Here is a 24951-nt window from a genome sequence, read left to right as displayed (position 1 = left end):
TTGCCTTGCTTGGATTGCGGGCGGCACGCTGCCTCCGCTGCACTTAATATATACCATTTTGGTGTAAATTGCAATACCCCGGCGCAAAAAGCCCGGTTCAGCCCTGCCGGCCGCCATAGCGGCGGCTCTGTTCCACCGCCATCCGGTCGCACCGCTCGTTCTCCGGGTGCCCGGCATGGCCTTTGATCCACTGGTAATGGATGGTATGGGGCTCGGCCAGGGTCAGCAGCCGGTCCCACAGATCCGGGTTCAGGGCAGGGGATTTGTCCGCCTTTTTCCAGCCCCGGGCCTTCCAGCCCTTGGCCCAGCCCTTCTGCAGCCCGTCGATCACATACTTGCTGTCGCTGCACAGGGTGATCTCGCAGGGCTCCTTGAGCACCGCCAGCGCCTCGATCAGGGCAGTCAGCTCCATGCGGTTGTTGGTGGTCTGGGCTTCGCCGCCGCTCAGCTCCTTTTCCACACCCCGGTAGCGCAGCACCGCGCCCCAGCCGCCCGGGCCGGGGTTGCCGCTGCAGGCCCCGTCGGTAAAGATCTCGATCTGTTTCATGGCGTCTCCTTTGCGATGATGTAGCCGGGCGCCGCGGCCCGCTTATATTCTGTATTATTATATAGGTTTTGCCCGGCCGGGGCAAGGCCCGGCGATTACCGGCGGCAGTTTTGGGCGAAACTGTCCCCGGGCGGGGCGAATTGACAAAGCCTGTAGGGGGACTTATAATAAAATCATCTTTAGGTGTACGTTGTCATCGCGCAGAGCCTGGGTTGCATTTTTCAATGGACTCACCGTGCTCGTATACGAAAACGGATACTTATGGCGGCCCGGAAGGGGCTTGCCGGTAAGGATAGCGGCACAAAGCCGCAACACACATCTCGGTACCGGGTCGGCTGCAGCAAGCGTGCGGCGGGCTCTGGTACGCGTATCAATATGGAGGTAGTATGGCACAAACAGAGAAGCAAACAAGCCCCGTACCGGAGAAAAAATCCACCCGCCGCGCCCCGGCCCGCCGCCCCGCGGCGAAAGCCCCGCAGGAAGGCGGCGGTCACCGTCCCCGCACGTCCAAACCCAAGAACACCGCGGCCCTGGCGGCCCCCGCGCCGGCGGCATTGGCCCCGCAGGCCGATCCCCGGCCGAACAACCGGCGCCGCAATCCGGCCCGCCGCAACGCCGCCGCTCCCGGGATGCGGATCATCCCCCTGGGCGGCCTGGGCGAAGTGGGCAAAAACATCACCCTCTATGAGTGTGAGGGGGATATGCTGCTGGTGGACTGCGGCCTGGTCTTCCCGGACAGCGAGATGTTCGGCATCGACCTGGTCATCCCCGATTTCACCTATGTGGTGCAGAACAAGGACCGGATCAAGGGCGTAATCATCACCCACGGCCATGAGGACCACATCGGCAGCCTGCCCTATCTGCTGCGGCAGGTGAATCTGCCCATCTACGCCACCCGGCTCACCATTGGTCTGATCAAGAACAAGCTGGAAGAGCACGGCCTGCTGGGCAGCACCAAATTTGTGGAGATCGCCCCCAAGAACAAGTTCAAGCTGGGCTGCTTTACGATCGAGCCCATCCATGTGAACCACTCCATTCCGGACGCGGTGGCGTTCGCCATCGAGTGTCCCGCCGGTATCGTGATCCAGACCGGCGACTTCAAGATCGACTACACCCCGCTTACCGGCGGCCCCACCGATCTGACCACCATTGCCGAGTACGGCCGCCGTGGCGTGCTGGCACTGCTGAGCGACTCCACCAACGCGGAGCGCCCGGGCTTCACCGCCACCGAGCACAAGGTGGCCGAAAGCGTCAGCAACCTGTTCCGCCAGGCTGCCAAGCAGCGCATTATCATTGCCACCTTTGCTTCCAACCTCTACCGCATCCAGCAGATGATCGATCTGGCGGTGGAGAACGGCCGCAAGGTAGCGGTGTCCGGCCGCAGCATGGCCAACAACACCCAGATGGCGCTGGAACTGGGCTACCTGCACGCGCCGGAAGGGGTGCTCATTGATCTGGAGATGATCAACCGGTACCCGCCGGAGAAGATCGTGCTGATCACCACCGGCAGCCAGGGCGAGCCGCTGAGCGCGCTGTCCCGCATGGCCGGCAGCAGCCACCGCAATGTGCGGGTAGGCCCCGGGGACTTCATCATCATCAGCGCCAACCCCATTCCCGGCAACGAAAAGATGGTCACCAAGGTGGTCAACGGCCTGCTGAGCCTGGGCGCTGAGGTCATATACGAATCCATGTACGATGTGCATGTGTCCGGCCACGCCTGCCAGGAGGAGCAGAAACTCATGCTCACCCTGGCCAATCCCCAGTACTTCCTGCCGGTGCACGGCGAGTACAAGCAGCTGAAAAAGCATGCGCTGACCGCCATGAAGCTGGGCATTCCGGAAAAGAACATCCTGATCGCCGCCAACGGCGACAGCATCAACCTGTCCCGGGACGCCATGACCCTGGGCGAGCCGGTGCAGGCCGGCGCGGTCATGGTGGACGGCCTGGGCGTGGGCGACGTGGGCAATGTGGTGCTGCGGGACCGCCGCCACCTGTCCCAAGACGGTCTGGTCATCGTGGTGGCCACGGTGGACAACAAGACCGGCCAGGTGCTGGCCGGGCCGGATCTGGTCAGCCGCGGCTTTGTCTACGTGCGGGAGAGCGAGGAGCTTATGGACGAAGCCCGCCGTGTGGTGCAGGCGGTGTTTGACAAGTGCGCCGCCGATTACCATATGCACGACTGGAACAGCGTCAAGACCCGTGTGCGGGAATCGCTCAGCGCCTATATCTACCGCAAGACCAAGCGCAGCCCGATGATCCTGCCCATCCTGATGGAAGTGTAAACTGCGGCCGCGCCCTGTGCGCGGCGATACGGCGGCCGCCCGCCGCCGTACTGAGGAGAAAACCATGAAACGCAATCCCCGACTTCAACTGGAGATCCTGCTGGCGGTACTGGCCGCGCTCTGTGCCGCGCTGCTGGCGCTGCTGGTCTTTGCGGAGCCTCTGCTGCTGATCCCGGCAGGGCTGGCGCTGGTGCTGATCCTGGTGCTGGCAGCCTTCGGCGCGCGCCGTCTGCGCCGCCGGGTGGCCCGGTATGTGGGCGGTGAAATATCCGCTCCCGGCGGCATACAGGCTTCGCTGGCGGCCATGCCGCTGCCCGCGCTGGTGCTGCAGGGCGGCGCGCTGCTCTGGTGCAACGCCCACTTTGAGGAGGCGATCGGCCCCGGCAGTCTGCTGGCGCCGGTGCAGCAGCTGCTGCCCGGCCTGGATCTGACCGCCGCCGCCCGCCCCGAGGGGCAGGATCTGACGATAGGGGAGCGCCGTTTCAACGCATATGCCTCCGGCGCGTCGGAGAAAAGCGGCGTGTGGGTGGTGTTCCTGGTGGAACTGACCGAACTGCGGGCCACCGCCGCCGAGTACGCCGCCAGCCGCCCGGCCTATATGCTGCTGGAGGTGGACGGCTACGACATCCTCTTCAACGGCATGAAGGACTCGGAGAAAGCCCGCCTGATGGAGGGGGTCAACCGCACGCTGGAGCAGTATTTCGGTCAGACCTCCGGTTTCCTGCGCCGCCTGAGCGCAGGCCGCTATATCGCCGTGGTGGAAGAGCGGCATATGCAGCAGATGGTGGCCGGTAAGTTCAGCCTGCTGGACCAGATCCGCGCGCTGGACGACAGCCAGACCATCACCCTGTCCGCCGGCGTGGGCCGGGGCGGGGCCACCCTGGCGGAATGTCAGGAAATGGCCCAGCAGTCCCTGGATATGGCCCTGGGCCGGGGCGGCGACCAGGTGGCCGTCAAGACAAGGGACGGATTTGAATTCTACGGCGGGGTATCCCGCAGCATTGAAAAGCGCAGCAAGGTCAAGAACCGCATCCTGGCCACCGCCCTGGCCGATATGATCCGCCAGAGCGACAGCGTCATCATCATGGGCCACAAGATGAGCGATCTGGACTGCGTGGGCGCGGCCATCGGCGTGCTGCGGATCTGCAAGATCATGGATGTGCCCGCCATCATCGCGGTGCGCAGCGGGGCCACCCTGGCCGGGCCGCTGCTGCGCCGGTTCAGGGATGCCGGCTTCGGGGACGACTTCACCGAACCGGGGGACGTGCTGGACACCATCACCAAGGATACCCTGCTGGTGGTGGTGGACACCTACCTGACCCACCTGCTGGAAAGCCGGGAAATCTACGAGCGGTGCCGCCATGTGGCGGTGATCGACCACCATCGCAAGACGATGGGCTACATTGAAAACCCTGTGGTGCTCTGCCATGAGCCCTACGCCTCCTCCGCCAGCGAGCTGGTCAGCGAGATGCTCCAGTACGTGGGCACCCGGGAGGACAAACCCACCCCGCTGGAAGCGGAAGCCCTGCTGGCCGGCATTATGCTGGACACCCGCAACTTCGCGCTGCATACCGGCGTGCGCACCTTTGAGGCCGCGGCCTACCTGCGGCAGATGGGCGCCCAGACTGAGGAGGTCAAGCGGCTGTTTGCCAGCAGCATGGAGGAATACGCCGCCAAGGCCTCGCTGGTGGAAAACGCCGTGATCCACAAGGGCTGCGCCATCTCGGTGTGCGGCCCGCTGGCCCCCGGGCTGGCGGTGGTGGTGCCCCAGGCCGCCAATGACCTGCTGGGTATCGAGGGGGTTGCCGCCAGCTTTGTGGCGGTGGAAAAGAACGGCGGCGTGAACATCTCGGCCCGCAGCATGGGCGAGGTGAACGTGCAGGTCATTATGGAATCCCTGGGCGGCGGCGGTCATCTGACCATGGCCGGGGCCCAGCTGAAAGATTGCAGCGCCCAGCGCGCCCGGGAACTGCTGATCAGCGCGGTGGATGCCTTCCGGGCCGACCAGGAGAAAAAAGCGAAAAAATAACCCCGGTTCCGGAAATTTCCGGGACGGAAAGAAGGAGTCAACATGAAGGTCATTCTCAAACAGGACGTAAAGAACATCGGCAAAAAGGACGAGATTCATGAGGTTTCGGACGGTTACGCCCGCAACTTCCTGTTCCCCCGCGGCCTGGCTGCCGCGGCCGACGCGGGCGCGCTGAACGTGGCCCGCACCAAGAGCGAGGCCCAGGCCCATCACGCCGCCGAGGCGCTGGCCCAGGCCCAGGCTATGGCCGCCAAGGTGGAGGGCAAAACCGTGACCCTGAAAGCCAAGGGCGGCGCATCCGGCCGTCTGTTCGGCAAGATCACCGCCAAGGACGTGGCCGATGGCCTGGCCAAGGTGGTGGGCGCCGATATCGACAAGCGTAAGGTGGATCTGGAGCGGGATATCAAGGACTTCGGCACCTTTACCGCGGTCATCAAACTGCATGCCGGGGTCAGCGCCACCTTTAAGGTCAAGGTGGAGGAACTGTAACCCCTCTCATACCAACACATACCGCCGGCGCGGGGCAAGATTGCTCCGCGCCGTTTATCCTGTGGCCCGCCGGGCCGGAAAAGAGCGCGTGAACCATGAAAGATGTAAGCTTGAATCTGGAAAGCATGGGCCTGTCCCTGCCCTATAACCTGCGGGCGGAGCAGTCGGTGCTGGGCGCCGTGCTGCTGGAACCGGGCGTTCTGGCTGATCTGGTGGAGATCCTGCGCCCGGAAATGTTCTACCAGCGCAGCAACGGGGAGATTTTCTCCCAGATGCTGCGGCTGTACACTGCGGGTTATTCGCTGGACTTCGTCACCCTGCAGGAGGCGGTCAGCGCCAGCGGGGCCTTTGAAAGTCCGGACGCGGCGGTGCAGTACCTGACCAGCATCGCCGAGACGGTGCCCTCGGTCAGCAATGTAAAGGCCTACGCCCGCATCGTAGAGGAGAAATACCGCGTTCGCCAGCTGATGCTGGCTGCCCAGAGCATCCTGGAGCAGAGCAACGAGGAAAGCGACGCGGATCTGCTGCTGGAAAATGCCGAGCAGCGGCTGTACGAGATCCGTTCGGGCCGCGGCCAGACCGGCCTGACCCAGATGAACGATGTGGTGGTGGACACCCTGATCAGCCTGCAGCAGCTGTCCGGCCCCAACCGCAGCAAGTACGCGGGCATCCCCACCGGCTTTACCGGCCTGGATGAACTGCTCAGCGGCGGGTTGGGCCGGTCGGACCTGATCATCCTGGCCGCCCGTCCCGGTATGGGCAAAACCAGCTTTGCGCTGAACATCGCCACCAACGTGGCCAAGCGCCAGAAAATCCCGGTGGCCATCTTCAGCCTGGAAATGGGCAAGGACCAGATCGTCAGCCGTATCCTGTCCTCCGAGGCGGGCATCGGCAGCCAAGCGTTCCGTACCGGCGCCCTGACCAGTTCCGACTGGCAGGACCTGGTCCATGTAACCGAGCTGCTTCACGATGTGCCCATCTTTATGGACGACACCTCCAACATCACCATCCCGGAGATCAAGGCCAAGATCCGCCAGATCAACCGGGATACCTCCCGCGCGCCCATCGGCCTGATCGTCATTGACTACCTGCAGCTGATGAGCACCGGCAAGCGCACCGAAAACCGTGTGCAGGAAATCAGCGAGATCACCCGAAACCTGAAGATCATGGCCAAGGAGCTGAACGTGCCGGTCATCGCCCTGTCCCAGCTGAGCCGTGCCACCGAAAAGAGCGGCCGTGCCGATCATCAGCCCCAGCTGTCCGACCTGCGTGACTCCGGTTCTATCGAGCAGGACGCCGACATCGTGCTTATGCTCTACCGGGAGGGCTACTACGCCTCCACCTCCGGCAGCGATACCCAGGTGGACGCGGACACCGCCTACTGCATCGTGGCCAAGAACCGTCACGGCTCCACCGACCGGGTGCCGCTGGGCTGGGATGGCGCCCATACCCGCTTCATGAACCGGGATTTTGTCCATGAATACAACTGAACCCATGCAGCTCCGCCTGGAAGAGATGGTCGGCGCCTTTGTCCGGGCCCGGGAGCTGTTTCCACAGGCCGGCAGGGTCATTGTGGCGGTCTCCGGCGGGGCCGACTCGATGGCCCTGCTGGCGTTTGCTCTGCGCCGGGCCGGGGACTGGGGCTGCACCGTGGAGGCCGCCCACGTGAACCACGGCCTGCGGGGCGCGGCGGCGGACGCGGACGAAGCCTTTGTGGCCGCTTTCTGTGCGGAACACGGTATTCCCTTGCACCGGCACAGCCCCGCCGCCGCGGGCATCCCGGTGCCCGACCACCCGGGGGAGGACTGGGCCCGCCGTCTGCGGTACGACTGGTTTGAACAGCTGGCCGCCGCGCGCGGCGCGGTGATCGCCACCGCCCACACCCGCACCGACCAGGCCGAGACCCTGCTGCTGCGGCTGGCCCGGGGCAGCGGGCTGCGGGGGGCGGCAGGCATCCCGGTCAAACGGGGCTGCTTTGTGCGGCCGCTGCTCTGCGTGGAGCGGGCCGACACCGAAAGCTATTGCCGCGCCCTGGGGGTGCCCTGGGTGCAGGACGCCACCAACGACGGGGATGACTACGCCCGCAACCGGGTGCGCCACATCGCGGTGCCCGCGCTGGAAACGGTGAACCCGGCGGCGGTGCGGGCGCTGAGCGATTTCTGTGAGCGGATGGCCGCTTTGGACGGGTATTTTGCCCAAAAGGCGGACACCCTGTTACTGCAGGCCGCCGCGCCCCAGGGCTGGCGGCTGGAACCGCTGTGCGCTGCCGATGCCCCGGTGCGCCAGGCGGCGCTGCTGACCATCCTGCGCCGGGTGTGCGATCCCAGCGCCCGCCGGCTGGAACTGGCGGAGAAACTGCTGGCCAGCGGCAGCGGCGCGGTGCAGCTGAGCCCCCATGCCCGCCTGCGGGCCGGCAGCGGCCGGATCTGGCTGGAATATCCGGCGGACGCCGAACGGCCCGCCGCCGACCTCTGTATGCCGCTGGAGCCGGGCGAGTGGGCCCTGGGCGGTGATTTTTGTGTGAAAATCGAGATACTGGACGCGAAATTCGTGCCTTTGGGCCCGGATGTTTACAAAAAAGACTTAAACTCTCTGGCGGATTATGCTAAAATAGCATCAAGCGCCAGGCTGCGTACCCGGCAGCCCGGCGACCGCTTTGCCCCCCGGGGCCGCGGTGTGACCAAGACCCTGCACCGCTATTTTATTGAAGAGAAAATCCCTGCCCCCCGCCGGGCCCTGTGGCCTCTGGCAGCGGACGGGAGCCGCGTGCTCTGGCTGTGGGGCGCCGGCTTTGCCGAGGGGACCCAGCCCGGACCGGATACCCGGCAGATCATACGGATCACGCCGATCCCACGAGTGGAGGATGTATTATGAGCTTGAACGACGATATCCTGAAGGTTTTGTACTCCGAAGAGGAACTCAAAGCCAAGTGCGCCGAGATGGGCGCCCAGATCACCAAGGACTACGCGGGCAAAAACCTGCTGCTGGTCACGGTGCTGAAAGGCGCGGTGGTCTATTTTACCGACCTGATGCGGGCCATTGACCTGCCCTGCACCATCGACTTTATGATCGTGTCCTCCTATGGTTCTGGGGTCAAGACCAGCGGCGTGGTCAAGATCGTCAAGGATCTGGACACCGACCTGACCGGCAAGGACCTACTGATCGTGGAGGATATTCTGGACACCGGCCTGACCCTTTCCTACCTGAAGGATATGCTGGCCGCCCGCAATCCCGCCAGCATCCGCATCGCCACCCTGCTGGATAAGCCGGATCGCCGCAAAGCCGACATCAAGGCCGATTACATCGGCTACCGGGTGCCGGACGAGTTCGTGGTGGGCTACGGCCTGGACTACGACGAAAAATACCGCAACCTGCCTTACGTGGGTGTGCTCAAGCCGGAAATCTATTCCGAATGAGCCCCGCGCCCAGGCAAATTGACAGATAACAGGAGTTGATCTTTTGCCCCGTAAACCTCGTTCCAACGGCATTTTTATCGCCGTACTGCTGGTAATGGTCACCCTGGTGGTGATCTTCTACAGCGGCATGGGTTCCGCTGTGTCCAGCTACACCACCATGACCTATTCCCAGGTCATCCAGTATTTTGAAAACAACCAGGTCGTCCGGTTTGACCTGGATCTGAACAGCAGCGTGCTGACCCTTCAGCTGAAAGAAGGCAAGGTGGCGCTGCCGGAGAACGCCCAGCCCGTGCTGCAGCAGGGCACCGCTTCGGCGGGCGGCAGCGGCAGCCTGATGGAAAGCCTGTTCGGCGGCCAGGGCATGGGCCAGCTGCCCCAGAACTCCGGCCAGACCGCCCAGCAGGGCAATGATACGGCCGCTTCCGGCGAAAAGCTGGTGCAGGTATCCTACAAGATGCCCTATCTGGGCCTCTTCCTGGAAGACCTGAACGACTATGTAGCCAGCTACAACGCTGAAAATCCGGACGCCCCCATGGAATACGACATGAGCCCGGTCAAGAGCAGCTTCCCCTGGGAGCTGGTGATCTACCTGGTGCTGGCCGCGGGCATGATGTTTGTGATCTTCACCATGTACCGGGGCGGCCAGGGCGGCGGCGTCATGAACGTGGGCCGCGCCAAGGTCAAGGATCAGCAGGAATCCCAGCGCAAGGCCACCTTTGCCGATGTGGCCGGCGCGGATGAGGAAAAAGAAGAACTGCAGGAAATCGTGGAGTTCCTCAAAAATCCCTCCCGCTTCAACAGCCTGGGCGCCCGCATCCCCCATGGCGTACTGCTGGTGGGCCCTCCGGGTACCGGTAAAACCCTGCTGGCCCGTGCCTGCGCGGGCGAAGCCGGCGTGCCTTTCTACTCCATCTCCGGTTCCGACTTTGTGGAGATGTATGTGGGCGTGGGCGCGTCCCGTGTGCGTGATCTGTTCGACAAGGCCAAGCGCAGCATGCCCTGCATCATCTTCATCGACGAGATCGACGCGGTGGGCCGTCAGCGCGGCGCGGGCCTGGGCGGCGGCCACGACGAACGGGAGCAGACCCTGAACCAGCTGCTGGTGGAGATGGACGGCTTCGGCGCCAACGAGGGCGTCATCGTCATCGCCGCCACCAACCGGGCGGACATTCTGGACCGGGCGCTGCTGCGTCCCGGCCGGTTCGACCGTCAGGTGTACGTGGGCCTGCCCGACGTAAAGGGCCGTGAGGAGATCCTCAAGGTGCATACCCGCCAGAAACCCCTGGCCCCTGATGTGAACCTGAAAACCATTGCCCAGTCCACCGTGGGCTTTGCCGGCGCCGACCTGGAGAACCTGGTCAACGAGGCGGCCCTGCTGGCTGCCCGCCGCGGCAAAAAAGCGATTACCCGCCGGGAGATCGAGGAAGCCTCCATCAAGGTGGTGGCCGGCCCCGAAAAGAAATCCCGCGTGGTTACCGACAAGGAAAAGCGGCTGACCGCCTACCATGAGGCGGGCCACGCCATCACCAGCTATTTCTGCCCCACCAACGACCCGGTGCACCAGATCAGCATTATCCCCCGGGGCGCGGCAGGCGGCTTTACCATGTACCTGCCGGACAAGGACGCCAGCTATGTGACCAAGACCGCCATGCAGGAGCGGATTGTCAGCCTGCTGGGCGGCCGCGTGGCCGAGCAGCTGGTGCTGGAGGACATCTCCACCGGCGCGTCCAACGATCTGGAGCGCGCCACCCAGACTGCCCGTTCCATGGTCACCCGCTACGGCTTCAGCGAGCGGCTGGGCCCTGTGGTCTATGGCTCGGATCCGGGCGAGACCTTCCTGGGCCGTGATTTCGGCCAGGGAAAGGGCTATTCCGAAACCATCGCCGCCGAGATCGACAGCGAGATCCGGGACATCGTGGACGAAGCCTACGAGACTGCCCGCCGGATCCTGAACAGCCATATGGAGCAGCTGCACAAGGTGGCCGGCGAACTGCTGGCCCGGGAGAAGCTCTCCGGTGAAGAGTTCACCACCCTGATGGAGGGCGGCGAACTGCCGCCGCTGGATCCCACTCCCGCCGAGGAACCGGCTGCCCCGGCACAGCCCGCTGAACCGGCCCCGGCCGAAAGCGCGGCTGCCGAACAGCCTGCCGATCAGCCTGAAGCGGTGCAGCCCGCCGAAGAGAGCGCCGCGCCGCAGGAGGAGCCCGACCAGGACTCCGGTGAAAAGGAGTAATGCGCCATGGAGCAGAATTTTGACATTCTGGCCCAGTCCCGGGCCAACTACTACACCAAGGGCAGCCCGGTACAGTTTGTCCGGGTGGAACTGCTGAAAGGGGACGTGACCGGCGAGATTGCCGTCTGCCTGTCCTTCAAGAACATCAGCGCCAAGCCGCTGGCCGGGCTGCTGATCGGCTTCAAGTGCAAGGATATGCAGGGGCAGGTGGTCTGCGAGGATCAGTTCCGGTATGACCAGCTGGCCGCCGGGCAGGGAGAAATCTTCGGTGCCGACGACGCGGTTTATCTGAGCCCGTCGCCCATCGGCAGCGTGGAAGTGGACCTGCTGCAGGCCATCTACACCGATGGCAGCCGCGTCTCCCTGCGGGAGTTCAAGCGGGTGCGCCTGCCTGCGCCCAAGGTGCTGCCCACCAACCTGGCCAGCCAGCTGGAACAGCGCACCGGCAAGCAGGGCTTCTCGGTGGTGCCCCAGATGCTGCCGGAAGGCTGGTTCTGTGCCTGCGGCGCGTTCCATCCCACCGAGGAAAACACCGCCTGGTGCAGTGAGTGCGGTTCCGACCGGATCCTGCTGCAGAACACCCTGTCGGGCTTGCTGCAGAACCGGCCCCAGGCCGCCCCGGTAGTGGAGGATGAGCCCACCCGCATGGTGGACCCGGTCCGCCCGCAGGAGCCCACCCGGGTCATGAGTCCGGTGCAGGACACCGGCGTGGACGACGATATGAAGATCGTCTCCCGCAGTTCTGCCGATACCCAGACCCAGTACCAGCCGCCCCGTTACCGGGCCGACGAGGAGACCGCCACCTCCTACTTTGAGGATGAAGAGGAGTATGACGACTACGACGGCTACGAGGAAGAGGGCGAGGAGGATCGCGGCGATTACATCGCCGGGCAGATCATCCGCTGGGCCCCGCCCATCACCGCGGTGATCTGCGTGATGATCGCGCTGGGCGGTCTGGCTGTCTATCTGCTCCGCTGAGCGCAAAAAACAAAACAGAAAGCCCGCTCCCGGATTTCCGGGAACGGGCTTTTTCTATGCCGCTTGGTATGTAGGCTTACTCGGTGGCGCGGGCAAACGCCAGGAACGCACGGTACGCCATGTACACATCCAGCTTGGAGGTCACCTCAAAGGGCGCGTGCATGCTCAGCACCGGCACGCCGATGTCGATGGTGTCCACGTTGTGGTAGGCGGAGTAGGCCGCGATGGTGCCGCCGCCGCCCTGGTCCACCTTGCCCAGCTCGCCGGTCTGCCAGATGACGTTCTCCTTGTCCAGCAGGCGGGTCACATAGCCCACCAGCTCGGCGGAAGCGTCGTTGGCGCCGCCCTTGCCGCGGGAACCGGTGTACTTGCAGATGGCCACGCCACGGCCCGCGTAGGTGCTGTTGCGGCGTTCAAAGGCGCTGTCAAAGGTGGGATCCACCGCCGCGGTCACGTCCGCGGACAGGCAGATGGAATTCTGCAGGGTGCGGATGTAGTCGGCACCCTTAGCCTGGCACAGCTGCTCGATGAAGTGGAACACATACAGGCTGTTCATGCCGGTCACGCCCTCGCTGCCGATCTCTTCCTTGTCGGTGAGAACGCAGAGGGTGGTGAAGGTCGGGTCCTTGGTCTCGATCTCGGCCATCAGGGCGGGGTAGGCGTCTACCCGGTCGTCCTGGCCGTAAGCACCAATCAGCATCCGGTCCAGACCCACGTCACGGGCGCTGATAGCGGGCACCGCCTCCAGCTCCGCACGGATGAAATCCTTCTCGGTGATGCCGTACTTTTCGTTCAGCAGCTTCAGCACATACAGCTTCACCCGCTCCTTGACATCCGGATCCTCCACCGGACGGTGGCCAACCAGGATGTTCAGCTCTTCGCCTTTCACGCCGTCCCGCAGCTTGCGCTCGTTCTGGTCGGCGGCCAGGTGGGGCAGCAGGTCGGTGATGCAGAACACCGGATCGGTGGGGTCGTCACCCAGGCTGATCTCCACCTTGGTGCCGTCCGCCCGGCAGATCACACCGTGCAGGGACAGGGGCAGCGCGGTCCACTGATACTTGCGGATGCCGCCGTAGTAGTGGGTCTTCAGCAGGGCCAGATCGTCGCTCTCGTACAGGGGCATGGGCTTCAGGTCCAGACGGGGCGCGTCAATGTGGGACACGTTCATATGGATGCCCCGCTCCAGCGGCAGCTGGCCGATGGTGGCGGCCACCACGCTCTTGCCCCGGTTTACCAGGTACACCTTGTCGCCCGGGTTGTAGGCCACGCCCGGCTCGTAGGGCTTGTAGCCGGCTTCCACCAGCCGCTGGGCGGCGGCGCGGGCGCACTCCCGCTCGGTCTTGCCCTCATCCAGAAAACGCTTGTAGCCCTCGCAGAACGCCATGGCGGCGTCCGCCAGTTCCGGCTGGCTGCGCAGGCATGCCTCGCTCTTGTAGCACAGCTGCTCTTCCAGCTTCTGGCCGGCAGTTTTTTCTTTTTCCATACTGTTTTACCATCCTTTCGCTACACTACACAATGTAGGTATTTATTTATATACTACTGACTGTATATGATTCGGCGGGGAACCCAAAGGTTCCCGCTGCTCCGGCACATAACACAGCCGATAGGCGTTATAAGCGCAGATTCGGCCATTTTCAAGCCAAATTTGCCGATATTCTGTATAATTTAAGCTGAATATTCCTCGCTGTATATTCTTTGGTAGGCTTCATAGCTGCGGTTGATCTTGCGAACGTACAGATTCATCTGCTCAAAGGGAAAGGTGTGCAGGGTCACACCGTCGGAAGAATACGCACTGTCTTCCAGCAGGTCGTCCACCGTGCCCCAGCCGCTGTGATAGGCGGCGGCAGCCGTGTCCACGTTGTTGCCATACCGGTTCAGGCACTGGGCCAGGTAGTAGCTGCCAAACCGGATGTTGGTCTCCGGATCGTACAGGTCATCAAAGGTCAGATCCTCGCCGGGGGCAATCCGGCTTTTGATCCAGTCAAAGGTCACCTCGGTAATCTGCATCAGCCCCCGGGCCTCCACCGAGGAGGTGGCTTCGGGGTCAAACCCGCTTTCGGTACGGATCAGGGAATAAAGCAGCAGCGGGTCCAGGTTGTATTTTCCAGCGTAGTATTCAACATACTCGCTGTACTGGCGGGGGTAGCGGGCGGTGTCCAGTGCGGAAAGGCCGGTGCGCAGAATCAGCAGCCCGGCCAGCAGCACACACACCACCAGCACACACAAACCCGCCAGGTGTCGTTTTGAAAATCGCATGACTCTCCTTTCCGGCGCACTGTGCAGGCGCGCCGAGCGGGGCGTTGTTTCAGATGGCGCGCAGCGCGGCCAGCACCCGTTCCGCCTGCTGGTACAGGTCGGCGGGGGAGCCGTCGTTGCGCAGATGATAGTCGGCAGCTGCCAGCAGCGTTTCTTCCGGCAGCTGAGCAGCCAGGCGGCGGGCCGCCTGTTCCGGGGTGATGCCATCCCGGGCGCAGATGCGTTGGATGCTGACCTGCCGGGGGGCGGTCACTACCACCAGCGGCCGGCAATGGGGCTGCAGCATCCCGCCTACGATCACCGCACCGTCCACCAGGCAAAGGGTCTGCCCCTCCGCCTGCTGCCGGGCGGCCCAGTCCAGAATGCGGCGCACGATCTCCGGATGGGTGATGTCGGTGAGGGCTTTGGTGCCCTCCGGGGTGGCAAAGGCCCGGTCGGCCAACAGGTGCCGGTCAGGGCTGCCGTCCGGCAGCAGAATGTCCGTGCCGAACCGCTGTGCCAGCGCCGCCAGACAGGCGGAACCGGGCAGCAGTACCTCCCGGGCCACCTTGTCCGCGTCCAGGGTGGGAACACCCTGCTGCCGGAACCAGGCGGTCACGGTGGACTTGCCGCAGCCGGAGCGCCCGGTGATGCCTGCCAGCGTCACGGTTCCACCACCCGGAACGCGGCGGCGCGCAGCAGCCGGTTGTATACGGCCAGACCCACGCCCTCCATTTCCGGGCAGCGGGCGTACACGGTTTTGGCCCCAAGTTCATCCAGACGGCGCAGGGCGCTGAACAGGTCGTGCGCCTGGGCAGCGGGATCCTGCTCGGTGCCGTAGTGTACGCAGGGCACATCCAGCACCGCTTCATCCCCTGCAAAGCAGAGGCAGAACAGCCCCTCGGCGGGGTGGGCGGCCACGTACCGGGCAAAGGTATCCCGATCCCCCCGCACGATGGTCACTTCGGCCTTGGGGGCGTAGTGTTTGTACTTCATGCCGGGGGAACGCACCGTTTCCCCCGCCTGCAGCTGCCGGGTTACGGCTCCGGCCACCTGCACCGGGCAGCCCAGCACCTGGGACATCTGCTCCGGCGTTACATAACCCGGGCGCAGCACCATGGGCACATCCCCGGCCAGGGAGACCACGGTGGACTCCACGCCCACCTGGCACTCGCCGCCGTCCAGGATCAGGGGCAGACGGCCCTGCATATCCTCCCACACGGTTTTGGCGTCGGTGGGGCTGGGCGCCCCGGACCGGTTGGCGGAGGGGGCGGCCAGCGGCAGCCCGCTGGCCCGGATCACCGCCTGGGCGGCGGGATGGCTGGGCATCCGGATGCCCACCGTGTCCAGCCCGGCGCAGACCGCGTCGGCCACCTTGGGCCCCCGGGGCAGGATGATGGTCAGCGGCCCGGGCCAGAATGCGTCGGCCAGGGCCAGGGCCTGCTCCGGTACCCGGGCGGCCACTTCATACAGCATTTCCCGATCGGCGATATGCACGATCAGGGGATTGTCCTGGGGGCGGCCCTTGGCCACAAAGATGCGGCGCACCGCCTCTTCGTCCCAGGCGTTGGCGGCAAGGCCGTAGACCGTTTCGGTGGGGATGCCCACCACTTCACCGGCCCGCAGCAGTTCCGCGGCCCGGCGCACGCCCTCGGCGTTTGCCGGCAGTAAACAGGTTTCCACGTTGTATCCCTCTTTTTTCTTGTGTCAGCTTTCGGCGCTGCGGCGCAGCTTTTCCGCCTCGTCGGCGGTGCGCAGCGCGTCGATGATCTCGTCCAGGGCGCCGTCCAGTACGGCGTCCAGCTTGTACAGGGTCAGCCCGATGCGGTGATCGGTGACCCGCCCCTGGGGAAAGTTGTAGGTGCGGATGCGCTCGCTCCGGTCGCCGGTACCCACCTGGCTGCGCCGGTCGGCGTCCTGGGCGTCCTTCTGCTCCTGCCGCTTGGCTTCCAGCAGACGGCTGCGCAGCACCTGCAGCGCCTTGTCCTTGTTCTTGTACTGGCTTCGCTCGTCCTGGCATTCCACCACCATGCCGGTGGGCAGGTGGGTCACCCGGATGGCGCTGGAGGTCTTGTTGATGTGCTGGCCGCCCGCGCCGGAGGCCCGGAACGCGTCGATCTTCAGGTCGGCCGGGTCCAGCACCAGGTCCACTTCCTCGGCCCGGGGCATCACCGCCACCGTCACGGTGGAGGTATGGATCCGCCCCTGGGTTTCGGTTTCGGGCACCCGCTGTACCCGGTGCACGCCGCTCTCGTATTTCAGGCGGCTGTACACCCCATCGCCCTCCACCTCCACGCAGATCTCCTTCACGCCGCCCAGCTCGGTGGCGTTCAGGCTCAGCACCTCGCAGCGCCAGCCCTGTTTCTGGGCGTACATGCTGTACATCCGGTGCAGGCTGTGGGCAAACAGGGCGGCTTCCTCGCCGCCCGCGCCGCTGCGGATCTCCAGAATCACGCTGCGGTCGTCGTTTTCGTCCCGGGGCAGCAGCAGACGCTGCAGTTCTGTCTGGGCGTCTTCCAATTTTTGCCTGTTTTCGCTGCGCTCCTGTTGTACCATGGCTTTGAACGCGGCGTCCAGGTTCTCGTCCTGCAGCAGCTCTTCCGCCTGGGCCAGATCCCGCCGGGCGGTTTCCAGCCGGCGGTTGGCTTCCGTCAGGGGTTCAAGCTGCTTATACTCCCGCATCAGGGCCGGATACCGGGCGGCGTCGGCCAGCACAGCGGGATCCTGCAGCTGGTGGGTCAGTTCTTCCAGACGGCGCAGCGCCGCCTGCAGCTGTTCCTGCATAGAATCTCCTTTTCGGTCAGGGGTAGGGGGGCGGACATTCCCGCGCCGCTACGCCTGCCCGGGACGGCGCACCGCCCGAATGTTCTTTTCGATGCGGGCGCGGGGCAGCATGATCTCCCGCCCGCAGCCGGTGCACCGGATGCGGAAGTCCATTCCCACCCGCAGCACCGCAAAGGTATTGGCCCCGCAGGGATGCGGCTTTTTGGTCTGGATGGTATCGCCTACCTGGATATCCATATCTATACCTCCCGGCAATTTGCTGCAATCCATCTTATTATACCCTATACGCGAAAAAAAGCAAAGACAGTACCGGATAAATATCCCGGCATTCCGCCGCATACAGTGTACCAGCGCCCTGGTGCGCACAACAGCGGCGGGCCCCGGGACGGGACCCGAAAAAAAGGAGGAACAGAATTGATGACGGAATTTCCGGCCGAGGGGCTTTGCCGCCCCGCCGATGCCATGAGCCTGTACGCGCTGGAGGCAGCGGCCGCCACCGGGCAGCTGCTGCAGAGCACCGCCCTTGCCTTTGACAACGAGCGGCGGCTGCGGTTTGAACTGGCGGGTATGCCGGGGCTGATGCCCTTTGAAGAATGTGCCGACGGCGCCGCCGAGGGCCTGGTGCGGGACGTGGCGGTGCTGGTACGGGTGGGGCGGCCCACCTGTTTTGTGGTGGAGGGCCTGCGCCGGGACGGGCAGGACCGCCCCTATCTGGCGCTGAGCCGCGCCCGTGCCCAGCGCCGCTGCCGGGAAGAATACCTGGACCGGCTGGAGCCCGGCCAGGTGATACCCTGCACCGTGACCCACCTGGAACCCTTTGGGGCGTTCTGCGATGTGGGCTGCGGGATCAGCGCGCTGCTGCCCATTGATTGCCTGTCGGTGTCCCGCATCGGCAGCCCGGCGGACCGGGTGCGGGTGGGCCAGCAGCTGCTGTGCGCGGTGAAGAACCGGGATGAACAGGGCCGTCTGGTACTGACCCTGCGGGAACTCATGGGCACCTGGCAGGAAAACGCGGATTGCTTCCACCCGGGCGAAACGGTGGTGGGCATCGTGCGCAGCGTGGAGGACTACGGCGTGTTCATCGAGATCGCCCCCAATCTGGCGGGCCTGGCGGAACACTGCGAAGGGTTGCAGCCGGGCCAGGCGGTAAGCGTGTACATTAAAAGTATCCTGCCGGATAAAATGAAGATCAAGCTGGTGGTGGTCAACCGGAACCTGCGCAGCGATATCCGGTTTGAACCCCGGTATTTTGTGCGGGAGGGGATCATCCGGCGCTGGGTGTACTCCACCCCCGGCAGCCGCAAACAGGTGGAGACGGTTTTCTGCCAGCCGGCCGCGGCCTTGTAAGTTGCGTAAATTTTGGTATAATAAAAAGCAGAATGCTTATGCCCCAGGAGAAAGGACGTGAACAGGATGGGCCATAACGACGCGTTTACCGGCGGGGTCAAACCCGGCGGGCTGACCAGCACGATGGAGGTGCGGATCCTGCTGTGCTACCTGATCAAAACCGCCGCCAAGACCGCCGCGCCCCTGACCCGGCAGGAACTGGAAAACGCCCTTCTCAGTGAGGAACTGGTGAATTATTTTGAACTGGCCGGCGGCCTGGGCGACCTGGAACAGCAGGGGATGATCCGGCTGGAGGACGGCCGCTACCGGGTGACCGACAAGGGCTCCACCGTGGCGGACACCCTGGCCTACGATCTGCCCCGCAGTGTGCGGGAAAGCGCGGCCCGGGCGGTGATCCGGGCCCAGACCTGGCTGCGCAAGGCGGCCCAGCACAAGGCCACCGTCACCGCCGAAAACGGCCGGTATCTGGTGGACTGCCGCATCGAGGATCTGGGCAGCGAGGTGTTCCGGCTGCAGCTGGAAATGCCCGACCCCCTCACCGCTGAAGCGGTCAAGCACCGCTTTATCGAGCAGGGCAGCGAGATATTCGCCCTGCTGATGGACGCTCTTACGCGGGAGGGCAAGAACTGAACCATACCGCAAAAGGCCCGCAGAACCCACAAAAGGTTCCGCGGGCCTTTTTTGCGCCGCCGCGCAGTCTGCGGCAGATTCCGGATTCAGCCGCAAAAATCCGGAAAGCGATGAGCTTGTTGAACAAAGAAAACAAAAAAACATCAACACATTGAACAAATTTATTGACAAACCCGTTTTTCTTCTTGACTGTTGGCGGAAAAAGGGTTACACTGGCATTGTCAAACGGAAACGTTTCCAGAAACGTTTCCGAACAATCGGAAACACACACAATCAGGAGGGAAATACAGATGAAACGCAAACTTCTTGCTCTGGGCCTGGCGGCTGCCATGTCCGTCTCGCTGCTGGCCGGCTGCGGCAGCGCGGGTTCTTCTTCGCAGGCTGGTTCCACCGGCGGTTCTTCCACCGGCGGCGAGGCTGCTTCGGGCGGCTCGGTCTATTATCTGAACTTCAAGCCGGAGGCGGATGCCCAGTGGCAGGCCCTGGCCGAAACCTACACCGAACAGACCGGCGTGCCGGTCACCGTGGTCACCGCGGCCAGCGGCAACTACGAGACCATGCTGAAATCTGAGATGGCCAAGACCGACGCCCCCACCCTGTTCCAGGTCAACGGCCCTGTGGGTCTGGCCAGCTGGAGCGATTACTGCTACGACCTGACCGGCACCGACTTTGCCAATGAGCTGACCAGCGACGACTTCAAGCTGATGGACGGCGACAAGCTGGCGGGTGTGGCCTATGTGTACGAGGGCTACGGCATCATCGTCAACACCGCCCTGCTGGAAGAAGCCGGCTACACCACCGCCGACATTACCGACTTTGAGTCCCTGAAGAAGGTGGCCGAGGACATCACCGCCCGCAAGGACGAGCTGGGCTTCTCCGCTTTCACCTCCGCCGGTATGGATGGCTCTTCCGACTGGCGCTTCAAGACCCACCTGGCCAACATGCCTCTGTACTATGAGTTCGAGGATGAGGGCTACGAAGGCACCCCGGCCGAGATCAAGGGCGCCTATCTGGACAACTACCGTCAGATCTGGGATCTGTACATCAACAACGCCACCTGCGAGCCGTCCCTGCTGTCTGCCAAGACCGCTGACGACGCTACCGCCGAATTCCTGACCGGCGCTGCCGTGTTCTATCAGAACGGCACCTGGGAGTACACCAACATCGCCGACCTGGGCGACGAGAACATGGATATCCTGCCCATCTACATCGGTGTGGACGGCGAGGAAAATCAGGGCCTGTGCATCGGCACCGAGAACTACTGGTGCGTCAACGCCAAGGCTTCTGAAGAAGACATCAAGGCTACTCTGGACTTCATGTACTGGTGCGTGACCTCCGAGGAAGGCACCACCGCCATGGCGCAGGATATGGGCTTCATCTGCCCCTTCAAGAACGCCAAGGAGACCCCCAACGTTCTGAACAACAAGATGAACGAGGCCGTGGCTTCCGGCAAGTACTCGGTGGCCTGGGACTTCAACTACATCCCCTCTGAAGAGTGGAAGAACGGCGTTGGCTCCGCCCTGACCAGCTACGCGGCTGACCAGACCGATGCCAACTGGGATGCGGTCGTAACCGCGTTCGTGGACGGCTGGGCCACCGAGGCCGCCGCTGTCAACGGCTGATCCCCACAACCGGCAGATACCCTGTGAGACGGCGGGCGGGCGTTCTTGCCCGCCCGCCGTTCCGCTTTGTTTGCAAGAGAAAAAAGGAGGCTGCTTCTCGTGGAAAAAGCCATCAAGCGCTATTTCCCCATCTTTGTGCTGCCCACCATGCTGGCGTTCCTGATCGGCTTTATCGTGCCGTTCATAATGGGCATCGGCCTGTCGTTCTGTGAATTCACCACCGTTACCGACGCCACCTTTGTGGGCCTGTCCAACTACGTCAAGGCGCTGCAGGATACCGTGTTCCGCCACGCGTTCTGGTATACCGCCGCGTTCGCCATCGTCTCGCTGGTGGTCATCAATGTGCTAGCGTTCCTGATCGCGCTGGCCCTGACCCAGAACCTGCGGGGCACCAACATCTTCCGCACCGTGTTCTTCATGCCCAACCTGATCGGCGGTATTGTGCTGGGCTATATCTGGCAGCTGATCTTCAACGGCATCCTGGCGCCCTTCTCCACTACCCTGAACCTGAACGAGTGGTACGGCTTCTGGGGCCTGGTCATTCTGGTGGCCTGGCAGCAGATCGGCTATATGATGATTATTTATATCGCCGGCCTGCAGTCCATCCCCGGCGACGTGATGGAGGCTGCCGCCATCGACGGCGCCAACGCCCGCCAGCGGCTGTTCAAGGTCACCATCCCCATGATGATGCCCTCCATCACCATCTGCACCTTCCTGTCCATGGTCAACGGCTTCAAGCTGTTTGACCAGAACCTGTCCCTGACCGCCGGCGAACCCGCCAAGATGTCGGAACTGCTGGCGCTGAACATCTATAACACCTTCTACGGTCGTACCGGCTGGGAGGGCGTCGGCCAGGCAAAGGCGGTCCTGTTCTTCATCCTGGTCGTGGTTTTGGGCCTTTTGCAGCTTCGTCTGACCCGTTCGAAGGAGGTACAGCAATGAATCGACACAAATCCGTCGCCGGATGGCTGGGCACCGCGTTTTTCAGCGTTGTCAGCGTTGTGTACATCCTGCCGATCTTTATCGTGCTTTTCAACTCCTTCAAGAAGAAATCCTTCATCAACCTGCAGCCCTTCACCCTGCCCAACGAGAGCACCTTCAACGGGCTGGAAAACTACACCGCCGCCATTGACCAGTACGGTTTCCTGGACGCGGTGGGCTGGACGGTGTTCATCACGGTGGGCAGCGTGCTGGCCATCCTGCTCTGTACCTCCATGTGCGCCTGGTTCATCACCCGGGTGAACAACGCCGCCACCCGCCTGATCTACCTGCTGTGCGTATTCTCCATGGTGGTGCCTTTCCAGATGGTCATGTTCACCCTGTCGCTGGTCACCGACCGGCTGGGCCTGGGTACTCCCTGGGGCCTGGTCATCATTTACCTGGGCTTCGGCGCCGGCCTGGCGGTGTTCATGTTCTGCGGCTTCGTCAAATCCATCCCCATTGAGATCGAGGAAGCCGCCCTGATTGACGGCTGCTCGCCGCTGCGGATGTTCTTCTCGGTGGTGCTGCCCATCATGCAGCCCACCTACATCTCGGTGGGTATCCTGGAAACCATGTGGATCTGGAACGACTTCCTGCTGCCCTATCTGACCCTGGACATCAAGAAGTACAAAACCATCTCCATCATCATTCAGTATATGAAAGGCTCCTACGGGCGGGTCGACATGGGCGCTATCATGGCTGCGCTGATCATGGCGATCATCCCGGTGGTCATTTTCTACCTGGCCTGCCAGAAGCACATCATCAAGGGTGTTGCCGCCGGCGCGGTTAAGGGGTAAAATAGAACCAAAAATCCATGCAAGGAGCGTGCCGCCAATGACCATCAAAGACATCGCCCGCCTGTCCGGATACGGCGTGGGCACCGTGTCGCGGGTGCTGAACCATCATCCCGACGTAAGCGACGCGGCCCGGGAGCGTGTTATGGCCGTGGTGCGTCAGTATGGCTTTGAGCCAAACTCCAACGCGCGGCATCTCAAATCCCAGACCCTTTCCTCGGTGACCGTGCTGGTCAAAGGTACCCAGAACATGCTGTTTGCCGATCTGCTGGAGCGGGTGCAGTCCCTGCTGCTGGACAGCGGCGAAGAGGTGTTTGTGGCCTACCTGGACGAGGACGCGGATGAGGTAACCTACGCGATCCAGCTGTGCCGCCTGCGCCGCCCCAAAGGGCTGATCTTCCTGGGCGGCGACCTGGAGTTATTCCGCAGCCGGTTTGACCAGATCACCGTGCCCAGCGTGCTGCTTACCAACAACGCCGCCCAGCTGGGATTTGCCAATCTTTCCAGCTTTACCACCGACGATTCGGCTGCGGCCGCCTGCGTGGTGGACTATCTGGTTTCCCGCGGGCATACCCGCATCGGCCTGCTGGGCGGCAATCTGTCCAGCGAACAGATCAGCTACCGCCGTATACACGGCGCCTGCGAAGCGATGCAGCGCCACGGCCTGACCCTGCCGCTGGAAACGCAGTATGAGCCCTGCCGGTTCTCGCTGCCGGACGGCTACGCGGCGGCCAAACGGCTGCTGCAGCGCCAGCCGGATCTGACGGCGATCTTCTGCATGGGCGACGTGATCGCCTCCGGTGCAATGCGCGCGGTGCGGGATCTGGGCCTGCGGGTGCCGGAGGATGTTTCCCTGATCGGCTACGACGGTATCCTGTGGGCCCGGTACAGCGTTCCCCGGCTGACCACCGTGCGCCAGAATACCGAACAGCTTGCCGCGCGGGGGGTGAGCACGCTGCTGAAAAGCCTGCATTATGACATCGCGCCGGTGCACGAGATCATCCCGTTCCAGCTGCTGGAGCAGGAGAGCGTGCTGGCGCTGAATAGTCCACATTTGCCACAGAAAGGATGAATCCTGTATGAGAAGCGCCGGAATTCTGCTGCCGGTCACCTCGCTGCCCTCGCCCTGGGGCGTGGGCACCATGGGGCGTACCGCCCGCGGATTTGTGGATTTTCTGCATCGTTCCGGACAGTCTTACTGGCAGATCCTGCCCATCTGCCCCACCGGATATGGCAATTCGCCCTATCAATCCTTTTCTTCCTTTGCCGGAAACCCCTACCTGATCGACCTGGATACGCTGGCCCGGTCCGGCCTGCTGGAACCGGGGGAGTACCAGACCCTGGACTGGGGCTCCGACCCGGAAAAGGTGGACTACGGCCTGCTCTACCGCAACCGGTACACCGTGCTGCGGATCGCCGCTAAGCGGTACGAGCGCCGCTGCCCGGCCCGGCTGGCGGATTTCTGCCGGGAGCAGGCTTCCTGGCTGGAAGACTACGCCTTGTTCATGGCGCTGAAAGACCGGTTCGGCGGCGCCCCCTGGACCGAGTGGCCGCTGCCGCTGCGCCGCCGGGAACCCCAGGCCCTGGCCGATGCCCGGGCGCAGCTGGAACCGGAAGTGCGCTTCTGGCGCTGCGTGCAGGCCATCTTCTTTGAACAGTGGGAAAAACTCAAAACCTACGCCAACCGGCAGGGGGTGCAGATCATCGGTGACCTGCCCTTCTATGTGTCGGGGGACAGCGCCGACGTCTGGGCTGATCCGGGCCAGTTCCAGCTGGACGAAAACCTGCAGCCCATCGAGGTGGCCGGCTGCCCGCCGGACGGATTCGCGGCGGGCGGGCAGTTGTGGGGCAACCCGCTGTTCGACTGGGAACGGATGAAAGCCGACGGCTATGCCTGGTGGATGCGGCGGATTGCCTTCCAGCTTCGCATCTACGACGTGCTGCGGATCGACCATTTCCGCGGCTTTGATTCCTACTATGCCATTCCATACGGGGCGCAGGACGCCCGCGGGGGCCGCTGGCGTCCCGGCCCGGGCATCGACTTTTTCAAGGAAGTGGAGCGGCAGATGGGCCGCCAGAATATCATTGCGGAGGATCTGGGCTTTCTGACCCCCTCGGTGCGCACCCTCCTGGCACAGACGGGGTTCCCCGGCATGAAGGTGCTGGAACTGGGCTTTGATTCCCGCGATACCGGCTCCGGCTATCTGCCCCATACCTATCCGCGCAACTGCGTGGTCTATACCGGCACCCACGACAACGACACGGTGCAGGGCTGGATGGCCCACGCACCCCGGGAGGACGTGGCCCGCGCCACCGCCTACCTGCGGCTGAACGAGGCCGAGGGCTACCATTGGGGCATGATGCGCAGTGCCTGGGGCAGCGTGGCCGACCTGGCCATCATGCAGATGCAGGATCTGCTGGGTCTGGGCAGCGAGGCCCGGATCAACACCCCCTCCACCATGGGGGACAACTGGACCTGGCGCTGCCGCCCCGGCGTCTTTACCGATCAGCTGGCCGATACCCTGCGCGCCGAAACCGCGCAGTACGGCCGCCTGCCCGAAACCTGAAAATGAGACAAAAACAG

22 protein-coding genes are annotated in these 24951 nt (G+C 63.6%); 15 read left to right on the top strand and 7 right to left on the bottom strand.

What is annotated here, in order from left to right; all coding sequences use genetic code 11:
• Nucleotides 1-97 precede the first annotated feature (97 nt).
• A complete protein-coding gene (rnhA, locus tag B5E65_RS03830; RefSeq protein WP_087170456.1) occupies nt 98-547 on the bottom strand; it encodes a ribonuclease HI in 450 nt (149 codons plus the stop codon).
• A 386-nt stretch (nt 548-933) separates the two neighbouring features.
• On the opposite strand from rnhA, the gene B5E65_RS03825 reads away from it, so the two are divergent.
• The 8 genes from B5E65_RS03825 to B5E65_RS03790 all read left to right on the top strand — a co-directional run bounded on the left by B5E65_RS03825 (nt 934) and on the right by B5E65_RS03790 (nt 11974).
• A complete protein-coding gene (locus tag B5E65_RS03825) occupies nt 934-2829 on the top strand; it encodes a ribonuclease J (RefSeq protein WP_087170455.1) in 1896 nt (631 codons plus the stop codon).
• 64 nt (nt 2830-2893) lie between these two features.
• On the top strand, nt 2894-4858 hold the full coding sequence (locus B5E65_RS03820) for a DHH family phosphoesterase (RefSeq protein WP_087170454.1): 1965 nt from the start codon (nt 2894-2896) through the stop codon (nt 4856-4858).
• A gap of 42 nt (nt 4859-4900) precedes the next feature.
• On the top strand, nt 4901-5347 hold the full coding sequence (rplI, locus tag B5E65_RS03815) for a 50S ribosomal protein L9 (RefSeq protein ID WP_087170453.1): 447 nt from the start codon (nt 4901-4903) through the stop codon (nt 5345-5347).
• A 95-nt stretch (nt 5348-5442) separates the two neighbouring features.
• Nucleotides 5443-6837, top strand: coding sequence for a replicative DNA helicase (gene dnaB, locus B5E65_RS03810; protein ID WP_087170452.1), 1395 nt, complete (start codon nt 5443-5445; stop codon nt 6835-6837).
• Entirely contained in the window at nt 6824-8221 is a 1398-nt protein-coding gene (gene tilS / locus B5E65_RS03805; RefSeq protein ID WP_087170451.1) for a tRNA lysidine(34) synthetase TilS, read from the top strand. The genes dnaB and tilS overlap by 14 nt, the downstream gene beginning before the upstream one ends.
• Nucleotides 8218-8763, top strand: coding sequence for a hypoxanthine phosphoribosyltransferase (gene hpt, locus B5E65_RS03800; protein ID WP_087170450.1), 546 nt, complete (start codon nt 8218-8220; stop codon nt 8761-8763). The genes tilS and hpt overlap by 4 nt, the downstream gene beginning before the upstream one ends.
• Nucleotides 8764-8806: 43 nt before the next feature.
• Nucleotides 8807-10996 (top strand): ATP-dependent zinc metalloprotease FtsH, encoded by a 2190-nt coding sequence (ftsH, locus tag B5E65_RS03795; protein WP_481810351.1) that lies wholly within the window; start codon nt 8807-8809, stop codon nt 10994-10996.
• A 6-nt stretch (nt 10997-11002) separates the two neighbouring features.
• Nucleotides 11003-11974, top strand: a complete 972-nt coding sequence (locus B5E65_RS03790) for a hypothetical protein (RefSeq protein ID WP_087170449.1) — start codon at nt 11003-11005, stop codon at nt 11972-11974.
• Nucleotides 11975-12050: 76 nt separating this feature from the next.
• On the opposite strand, the gene B5E65_RS03785 is transcribed toward B5E65_RS03790, so the two are convergent.
• The 6 genes from B5E65_RS03785 to B5E65_RS03760 all read right to left on the bottom strand — a co-directional run bounded on the left by B5E65_RS03785 (nt 12051) and on the right by B5E65_RS03760 (nt 17230).
• The gene (locus tag B5E65_RS03785) at nt 12051-13457 is read right to left on the bottom strand and encodes an aminopeptidase (RefSeq protein WP_087170448.1); all 1407 of its coding nucleotides are present in this window, start codon (nt 13455-13457) and stop codon (nt 12051-12053) included.
• 182 nt (nt 13458-13639) lie between these two features.
• The gene (locus B5E65_RS03780; RefSeq protein WP_087170447.1) at nt 13640-14230 is read right to left on the bottom strand and encodes a lytic transglycosylase domain-containing protein; all 591 of its coding nucleotides are present in this window, start codon (nt 14228-14230) and stop codon (nt 13640-13642) included.
• 49 nt (nt 14231-14279) lie between these two features.
• Nucleotides 14280-14876: a dephospho-CoA kinase gene (gene coaE, locus B5E65_RS03775; RefSeq protein WP_087170446.1), complete on the bottom strand. Its 597-nt coding sequence runs from the start codon at nt 14874-14876 to the stop codon at nt 14280-14282.
• A complete protein-coding gene (locus tag B5E65_RS03770) occupies nt 14873-15892 on the bottom strand; it encodes an L-threonylcarbamoyladenylate synthase (RefSeq protein ID WP_087170445.1) in 1020 nt (339 codons plus the stop codon). Before B5E65_RS03770 ends, coaE begins: the two co-directional genes overlap by 4 nt.
• 24 nt (nt 15893-15916) lie before the next feature.
• Nucleotides 15917-16993 carry a peptide chain release factor 1 gene (gene prfA / locus B5E65_RS03765; protein ID WP_087170444.1) on the bottom strand — a complete coding sequence of 359 codons (1077 nt, stop codon included), beginning with the start codon at nt 16991-16993 and terminating at the stop codon, nt 15917-15919.
• A 48-nt stretch (nt 16994-17041) separates the two neighbouring features.
• Nucleotides 17042-17230, bottom strand: a complete 189-nt coding sequence (locus B5E65_RS03760) for a DUF951 domain-containing protein (protein ID WP_087170443.1) — start codon at nt 17228-17230, stop codon at nt 17042-17044.
• Between the two features lie 180 nt (nt 17231-17410).
• On the opposite strand from B5E65_RS03760, the gene B5E65_RS03755 reads away from it, so the two are divergent.
• From B5E65_RS03755 to malQ, 7 genes are all read left to right on the top strand, one after another.
• Nucleotides 17411-18340 (top strand): S1 RNA-binding domain-containing protein, encoded by a 930-nt coding sequence (locus tag B5E65_RS03755; protein ID WP_087170442.1) that lies wholly within the window; start codon nt 17411-17413, stop codon nt 18338-18340.
• A gap of 66 nt (nt 18341-18406) precedes the next feature.
• Nucleotides 18407-18970 (top strand): DUF4364 family protein, encoded by a 564-nt coding sequence (locus B5E65_RS03750; protein WP_087170441.1) that lies wholly within the window; start codon nt 18407-18409, stop codon nt 18968-18970.
• 290 nt (nt 18971-19260) lie between these two features.
• The gene (locus B5E65_RS03745; protein ID WP_087170440.1) at nt 19261-20592 is read left to right on the top strand and encodes an ABC transporter substrate-binding protein; all 1332 of its coding nucleotides are present in this window, start codon (nt 19261-19263) and stop codon (nt 20590-20592) included.
• 99 nt (nt 20593-20691) lie between these two features.
• Complete coding sequence (locus B5E65_RS03740) at nt 20692-21534, top strand: carbohydrate ABC transporter permease (RefSeq protein WP_087170439.1); 843 nt, start codon at nt 20692-20694, stop codon at nt 21532-21534.
• Nucleotides 21531-22370, top strand: coding sequence for a carbohydrate ABC transporter permease (locus B5E65_RS03735; protein ID WP_087170438.1), 840 nt, complete (start codon nt 21531-21533; stop codon nt 22368-22370). Before B5E65_RS03740 ends, B5E65_RS03735 begins: the two co-directional genes overlap by 4 nt.
• Before the next feature lie 37 nt (nt 22371-22407).
• Nucleotides 22408-23439: a LacI family DNA-binding transcriptional regulator gene (locus B5E65_RS03730; protein ID WP_087170437.1), complete on the top strand. Its 1032-nt coding sequence runs from the start codon at nt 22408-22410 to the stop codon at nt 23437-23439.
• A 7-nt stretch (nt 23440-23446) separates the two neighbouring features.
• A complete protein-coding gene (gene malQ, locus B5E65_RS03725) occupies nt 23447-24934 on the top strand; it encodes a 4-alpha-glucanotransferase (RefSeq protein WP_087170436.1) in 1488 nt (495 codons plus the stop codon).
• Nucleotides 24935-24951 lie beyond the last annotated feature (17 nt).

Origin of the sequence: Gemmiger sp. An120 (genome assembly GCF_002160955.1) — a bacterium.
Classification (GTDB): Bacteria; Bacillota; Clostridia; order Oscillospirales; family Ruminococcaceae; genus Gemmiger_A; species Gemmiger_A avium.
This window is presented reverse-complemented; position numbering and strand designations above follow the sequence as displayed.